Raw genomic sequence first — 8,107 nt, 5'->3', positions numbered from 1 at the left:
ATAAATCAGCTCTAACATAAAATATTGCAAATTTTATATTTGCTACGGTTGGAAGATTTTAGATCAAATCCGCTCGGGTTCAGTATAAAAAAAATGTTCCATTTTCAGCCATTGCCAAATATTTCTTTATTTCCCCACATTCACCTCCTGAGAGGGGTTGGGGGTAGGTCCCCACACTATGAATCTAATTACACCAATGTTACCGGATTTGATATAAAGTTCTCAATTACAGGAGATTTCAGGTAAATGATATACACAGAAGAATGGTAAAGTATTTGTAGTGTAGGCATCTTGCCTGCGACTGGTGTACCTTACTAATCTGAAATAGGCTGTATCTTGAGAAGAGAATTTTTATTACGTCTAATTAATGAGACTTGATATTTAGACAGAGAAATATTTTTCGTTGTTGCTTGTTGACTCACAGGAGTGCGCTACCAGATACTAGCTTGGTTTGCTCAGATGCCCACAGGTGGCGCTTCCTTCCCATCTTTATTGTTGACACGGAGTTGCACCGCTGTTCCCTGCTATATCTACAAACTAAGATAAATATGAGTAGATAATAACGAAGTATAAGTTATATAAAGAAAAATAACTTTGGTGTTATGATTAACTAACATCATATTTTTTGCTATTGTCTGGCACTTTACCTAATATACTTTCTCTACGTCCATGTCACTGCAAGTTAATCTTAATAATCGTCATCAACATATACTATGGGCAACAGTTCGTCATTATATTGCAACGGCAGAACCAGTTGGCTCCAAATCTCTAGCAGAAGAGTACAATCTCAGTGTTAGTCCAGCGACAATTCGCACTGGGATGAGCTTTCTGGAAAAAATAGGACTTTTATATCAACCTCATACTTCAGCTGGAAGAGTTCCTTCGGACTCAGGATACCGAATATATGTTGACCAATTAATGAAACCTTCAGAAACTCTGGCTTTTGAAGTTGAAGAACTTTTACAAAAACAATTGAATTTGCCAGAAAGTCGCCTAGAGGCCCTACTTCAAGGATCGGCTCAAATTTTGGCTACTCTAAGTGGTTATATTACCCTAGTGACAATGCCCCAAACTGCCACCGCTAAGTTACGACATCTACAACTGGTACAAGTGGAAGCAGAAAAAATCATGCTAATTGTGGTAACAAATACCTATGAAACTCAGTCTCTGATGATGGACTTGAGGGCTGTAAATCAGAAAAAACATGGCAAAGATTTACCAGAGAATTCTGTACTGCCTGACCCAGAAGATATTGACAGAGAGTTACAAATATTATCAAATTTTTTGAATAGCCAACTACGAGGACGAGCAATAGGAGAATTATCTTCATTAGATTGGACGGAGCTAGACCGGGAGTTTGAGAAGTATGCTGAGTCAATCAAAAATCTGTTGGAAAGTTTAGCTCTCCGTTGTCAGACACCAGAGTACACTAGGATTCTGATTAGTGGCATAGCAGAAGTATTGCGTTTACCAGAATTCTCTAAAATGCAACAGGTTCAAACTATTATTCAACTATTAGAAGAAGAACAGGAGCAGTTGTGGCCTTTAATATTTGAAGTTCCCAGTACAGATAACCAGGTGACAGTAAGAATAGGTTCGGAAAATCCTCTAGAACCCATCCAAGGTTGTGCCCTGATTTCTGCAACTTATGGGAATGGGATAACTCCACTGGGAAGTGTAGGAGTTTTGGGGCCAACGAGAATGGTTTATGAGAATGCGATCGCCATAGTTAAATCTACAGCAGATTTTCTCTCAGAAGCTATTGGAGGAAGTTAGAAGTCAGAAGTCAAAAGTTAGAAGTCAAAAGTTAGGAGTAAGTAGGGAAGAAAGTTTTTTGTTTAGCTGGCGCACAACACACGTTAACGCTACGCGACAGGTGAGGTGCAGCATTCCGTACCGAAAACGTGGAGCGCAGAATTGAGTTCTATCAGTAATTATCCGGACAAGATATCATACCTCAAATCACCAGCGCCATTATTCGTAGCATTCTTTTTTTATTTTTATAATCATGTCCGGATAATAGCACGATAAAAAAACTTTCTCTCTTCTAATATCAAATCCGCTCGGGTTCGGTATAAAAAAAATTTTCATCTTCATCCAATAGCAAATGTTTCGCGCATTCTCTTCCCTCCTGAGGAGGTCCTTCCCCTCCTGGGAGGGGGAGGGGGGAGGGGTGGGTTGACTCCTGACTCCTAAATTAACTATCTAATTACAGCGATGCTACCGGATTTGATATAACCTTTTCTTTCCTCCTGATTCCTGACTTCTAAATTTTAACTTCTAACTTCTCACTTTTAACTTTTGACTTTTGACTTTTGACTTCTATAACCAATTCCCTACTAAAACAAAAGTTGACCAAAAGTAGGGATGCTCAAATTCTGAATTTACCTCTCTTATTTGAGCGTCTCGTAAAATTTTTCGTTGCTTTTTCATTTAGATGAAAAGGCAACGAAAAATTTTACGAGATGCTCAAATTCTGAATTTACCTCTCTTATTTGAGCGTCTCGTAAAATTTTTCGTTGCGCTCGACGTAAAGCTTCTGCTTTAGTGATTGTTGAGTCGGTCAACTGTTCATATAAATTTTTCATCAACACAGCAGTTGCTTCATCACTCACATACCACAGACTAGCAATGGTACTTCTTGCTCCTGCTCTGACTGCAACTCCCGCTAACCCCAATGTTGCTCGCTCATCTCCAGTTGCAGTACGACAAGCACTCAATACTAATAATTCTACAGGACGCGTTTGTTGAACGCCAGATTTAATCATACTTCGTAACTCTTCAACATTAATCCTATCATCCCAGGTCAGAATAAATGTATCTTCAACATTAGAACTAAATTCGCCATGGGTTGCAATGTGAATTACTTGGTAAGGAGTATCAGCGACTTCGGTATTAGCTTCATTTTCTGTAAACAACTCATTTAGCAAAATCTCACTAGAAGCTTGAGCTTGAATATCTTTTAACTCTTGTCTCACATTTGGCAGTGGTGGAAAACCTTGACGACTTTCAGTTATTCCCATTCCCAGTACTTCCAGTTTTTTTCGTGCTAGTGGTTTAGGATCGATTAATTCTAGACTAGGAGCGATCGCCACATTATAGTTCTGAATTACATATTCCTTACTATCATCATTATAAAGACTAGCTAAAGGAATACTTCGCAACCTTCCTTCTAATACAAATACTAAGGTTTTTATCTGACTATCTCGCAATAACTCTTCAGCAGGATAAATTAGCCATTGATAAATTTCTGCCGCAGGTTCCAAATAGTTTTCAATAAAAATTCGCTTTTGCGGAAATGTGAGAGCTGTTAGCATAGTTTCAATTTTTGAGTCTACTTCCGCTCTTGATATATTAGTGCTGTAATAAACCAAAGGTTTTTCTGGTATGGCTAATATTACTGCCAAGCGATCGCGCAAAATTATTGTATAAAAAATAGCTGCATTTTTGTCTACGCGGTCTACTTCTACAGGTTTAGTATCTAAACAAGCATTACGAAAAAAATTATCTAGTTCAGCTAACTGTAAAGCTTCAATTACTTGTCGTGCTTGTTTCAAATTTTTTTGACTAATATCTTTTTTTCCAGGTGTAGAAGGTTCTAAAAGTAACTCTACTAATTCACGATAAATTGGTTCTACACTATCTCGAAAATCAAACTTTAATTCTGAACTAATAGCAACTATATCACTCCGCAAAGCTTGGAGATTTTTTACTGATTGAGAATAAGCTACTATCGCTTCGTTTGTATTTCCTGTAACTGTTAAAATCCGACCTAATTGCCATTCCCACTGATAAGAAATATCAGCAGCATTAATACTTTGAGCCAAAATTAAAGCTTTTTCTGTTAACTCTCTAGCCTCATTCCATTGCTGATTATGTTCATATAAAGTTCCCAAAGTTCCTAAACCATAAGATTCTGCCCTTGCATCTTCTAAACTTCTTGCTTGTTGTACTGCTGTAACTAAGTAATCAGCAATTTTTGCTGGTGGATATAATGGTTTATTACTGTCATTTGCGAAAACTTCTTTTCTTAATTCTATTAAATTCTGAGCCAGATTAATTCTGGCATAAATACCTGGCTGAGAAGCAGATAATTGGTTTAACAAATCATCTATATTTGTGACTAATTCTGTTGCCGTTAAATATTGCTTTTGTTCTACAGATAAATTTAACTGATTGAGCATTGCTTGAGTTTTAATTTCTACTATAGGTGATTCCTGAATAGCTCGTTGATAGAATAAATTAGCAGCTTGGGGATTATCTAAAAGGATAGCTGTATTACCTAAACTAATTAAAATTATCGCTATTTCTTCTGTTGCTTGTAAATTTTCTGCTATGACTAAACTAGACTCTAAAACTTTTTGAGATTCTGATAGTTGACCTATTCCTCGAAGCACATCACCCAAACTTTGTAGTGCTTTTGCTTTAATTATTGTATCTGGTTGTTCTTCCAGATTTTGTTTAGCTCTTGTTAATTGTTTAAATGCTTGAGAATATAAACCCAAAGCTTGTAAAGCCTGAGCTTGATTAATTCCACTACGAGTAAACCCTAAATAATCGTCAATTTTTTCATAAATTTGACTGGCTTCTTTCCAAGTATCTAAAGCTACTTCTGCTTGACCAATAGATAATTTTAACTGACCTTTTACTTCTAGAACGCTAGCTGTAATTTTTTCAGTTTTTTGAAGATTTGATGTTTGTTGGATTAAATTTAAACAATTATTTAAAGCTGCTTCAGCATCTTGCCATTTTCCTAGTTTGAGATAAACTAAACCTAAATTTCTTAGCGCTCTGATCTGACTATAATTATCTCCTTGAGTGGCATAATTATTAATAGCTACTTCTAACAGAGGTATACTTGCAGAAAAATCTCCTTTTTCAAAAAGTTTTTGTGCTTGTAGTTCTAAATTACTAGCTGATATGGTCAATGCTTGAGTTAGTACATCCCCATTTATTTTACTTTTTTTAACTAGATTATTATTTAGGTAAACTGCCTGAACTTGCTTTACTTGAATACCTAAAATTAAGGCAGAAGGCAGAAGGCAGAAGGCAGAAGAAATAAGAAAGACTTTAAGCATATATTTGCTACAAAATAATTTAGAATTTAGAATTTAGAATTTAGAATTACCTATTCTTATAAAGAATATCATGTTCGGATAATCAGTTACAAATATAGCAATCAGGAATCAGATGTGAGAATTGAGGTTTTCCTTTAAAGCATAGAATATAGCAGTTTTCTTATTCTTATACCAATTTGAAAAAAGAATGCTACAAAAATGTAGACATCGATCGGATATGCTTAAAAATAGCTAGTATAATTTATTAAAGTCTCCAATATTTCACAACTCAAATCATATTGCTATAAAATTTAATAATTGACAGTATCAACTGTACCAAATAAATACTGAAATTATCTTTATTTTTATCCAATATTTCCTCTTTTTCTCCTTTCTTCTCTCCTGACTCCTGACTCCTGACTCCTGACTCCTCACAACAGGTATTTATAAGTATTCAACCGAACATGATATAAGAGGATTTATACCTGAATTTTTCGGTAAAGCATAAAATTTTATGAAAGTATTTTTTGAGGAAAAGTATTATCTTAATTTTTGAGAAAATTAGTATATAGCAAAGAACGAATTGGTGTTTGACTTATGCTGATGATAAACCTTAGACAGAGAAATGTTTTTCCTACTGTTGCTCGTTGCCTGTTGCTTTTTGCCTATTCCCTGTTCCCTGCTATAGTATTTTTTTTCGAGCAAAATATAATCAATTATCTAATATTATATTTTTTATAGCTTAAAAATTTGTGAACATTTAATTAATTAATAAATAATATCAAATCCGTTTAATTCGGTATAAAAAAATGTTTCATCTTCAACCATTACCAAATATTTCTCGATCTCCCCATCTCCCCACATTCCCCTCCTGGGAGGGGGAGGGGCGAGGGGTGGGTCCCATCTCCCCATCCCCCAATCTAATTACACCGATGCTACCGGATTTGATATAATTATGGCTTACTGATAAAATATCAAACCATTGACAAGTAAAGGTTTGAGTATTCTTTAATTCCCAAAAAGTGCACTGGTTTTAATCTAAAACCCTCAAAAAGTTAACATAAAAGGCAAACTAAGGAAAGAACAATCTTGGGACAATTCTTACTCCTACCTCCTCGCTCATTTCCCGTTTCTCCTGTCTCCTGTCTCCTGTCTCCTACCTCTACCAAAAGACTTTACCATGCGCAAACCCTAATTAGAAAGCTCTGTATTTCAGATAAAAATATATCCCTTCTTCCTGTAATGAATCTCCATTTGTCTCTATATCTACAAAAGGTATTCCCCAATCTAATTGAGCCGAAAAACGAGTTCCTACTTGAATTCTTAAACCCACACCTACAGAAGATAAAGTTTCCTCTACTAATTCAACTTCATTACTATTCCAAACAGTACCAAAATCAACAAAAGGAGTTAATTGTAAAGTAGCATCCAAGTCTCGCACCCGCAGAATAGGAAACCGAAACTCACTAGAAATAAACAAACCATTATCACCAAGTAAAGCATCTTGACGATATCCCCTCACACTTAATCCACCTCCCAAGCTAAACTGTTCTTGGGGAAACAAACTTCTAGGTGCTAATTGAATATCTGACCGAATTAAAAAAACTGTATCTGGTGCAAATAAACGTAAATATTGTGCTTGTCCCCGCCAAGAAAAATATCTCCCATCTGGAGCATTACTATTAACAGTAGCATCAAAAGCATTTATTCCTAGAGAAAATTCTGACCGTGCCACAAACACATCATTAGTACTCCTAGAAGTATATTCCTGAAAAAAACGAACTGAAGAAATTCTAATCTCCCCATCATTTGGATCGGGAAAAGGGTCATCGGAAAGAGTAGTTTTTGATTCTTCTACAGAACCCATTAAACCCAGAGCAATTTCTTTACTAAGAGTTTGATAAATAGGTTGGCGAAAACTCATCTCATAAGTACGAGAATTTGTTTCAATATCTAGTTCATTAAAAGGATCTTCAATAATTTCACTACTGGTGCGACGATGACGTAAACTAATAGTCCCATTTTTAGAATTAATGGGGATAGTATAACTAAAGTCATCAAGAGTATCACTACCATCTGTATTGTAATAAGTCGCATTCAGGCGATCGCCAAACCCAGTCAAATTACTATGAGAAAGTTGAACTTGGCGACGAACAGTACCCACACTAGGAGAACGTAAATTATCAGCAGAAAGTTGAGCAAAAAAAGCAGGTGCTTCTTCCACCTCAACCTCTAACCTACTCAAACCAGGACGAGAACCTGCTGTTAAATTAGCAGATAATCTCTCAACTAAAGGGTCAAGCTGAAGTAACTGTAAAGATTGAAATAAATCATCTTGATTTAAAGGTGTTTTAATACCAGATTCAATTCGACTGCGAATATAACCAGAATTAAGTCGTTTTAACCCCGAAATTTCAATTGCTTCAACTATCCCTTCTATCACTTCTATTGTAACTGTACCATCTTGCAAAGTTTGTGGGGGAATAAATGCCCCAGAAGTAACATATCCTCCATCGAAATATAGCTGAGTTACTGCTGTTTGTGCTTCTAGTAATTCGGCAAAAGAAATAGGACGATCTGTAAAAGGTTCAAGAATTTCCGCCAATTCTGTGGAACTAAAAACCGTACTACCAACAACTACAAATTGGGTTACTGTAATTTGACCTGGAATTTGCAGAGGAGGTGACTGGGGAGATAGAGATGGTACTGGTGGAGGTTGGAGCAAATCATCTGGTGGAGGTAATGGTTCTACATCTGGTATGGGTTGAGGGTTAGGGTTAACTGGCCTGGGAGTTGTTTGAGCAGTGGCAGGTTCAGAAGCAGAAAGATAAGACAAAGAAATCAGAATTATTATCCAGACAATCATAACTTTTTTTCGAGGTTGAGGTCCTGCCTAAGCAAATAATAAAATTTGGTCATTGAAATAATAAATTTTTTTTTATAGTGTCCTTTCATGGCTTAGTGTTAAGACCCAACTTGAAGAAGGAGACAGGAGACAGGAGACAGGAGACAGGAGACAGGAGGAAAATTACATGGGGATTCGCTCCCCC

Annotated in this window: 4 protein-coding genes; 1 reads left to right on the top strand and 3 read right to left on the bottom strand. The window is 36.1% G+C overall.

Annotated features, from left to right (window positions below; translation table 11 throughout):
* The first annotated feature begins 669 nt into the window (after nt 1-669).
* Nucleotides 670-1,776, top strand: coding sequence for an HrcA family transcriptional regulator (locus D5R40_RS28040; protein ID WP_192901201.1), 1,107 nt, complete (start codon nt 670-672; stop codon nt 1,774-1,776).
* Nucleotides 1,777-2,429: 653 nt separating this feature from the next.
* On the opposite strand, the gene D5R40_RS28035 is transcribed toward D5R40_RS28040, so the two are convergent.
* The 3 genes from D5R40_RS28035 to D5R40_RS28030 form a co-directional block, all read right to left on the bottom strand.
* Nucleotides 2,430-5,078, bottom strand: coding sequence for a CHAT domain-containing protein (locus D5R40_RS28035; RefSeq protein WP_124155530.1), 2,649 nt, complete (start codon nt 5,076-5,078; stop codon nt 2,430-2,432).
* A gap of 747 nt (nt 5,079-5,825) precedes the next feature.
* Nucleotides 5,826-5,969, bottom strand: a complete 144-nt coding sequence (locus tag D5R40_RS36260; protein WP_161565086.1) for a hypothetical protein — start codon at nt 5,967-5,969, stop codon at nt 5,826-5,828.
* A gap of 283 nt (nt 5,970-6,252) precedes the next feature.
* Nucleotides 6,253-7,923: a ShlB/FhaC/HecB family hemolysin secretion/activation protein gene (locus tag D5R40_RS28030; protein ID WP_124155529.1), complete on the bottom strand. Its 1,671-nt coding sequence runs from the start codon at nt 7,921-7,923 to the stop codon at nt 6,253-6,255.
* Between the last annotated feature and the right edge of the window lie 184 nt (nt 7,924-8,107).

Source organism: Okeania hirsuta (genome assembly GCF_003838195.1).
Classification (GTDB): Bacteria; Cyanobacteriota; Cyanobacteriia; order Cyanobacteriales; family Microcoleaceae; genus Okeania; species Okeania hirsuta.
The sequence above is the reverse complement of the archived record's forward strand: the minus strand, read 5'-3'. Positions and strand labels throughout refer to the sequence as shown.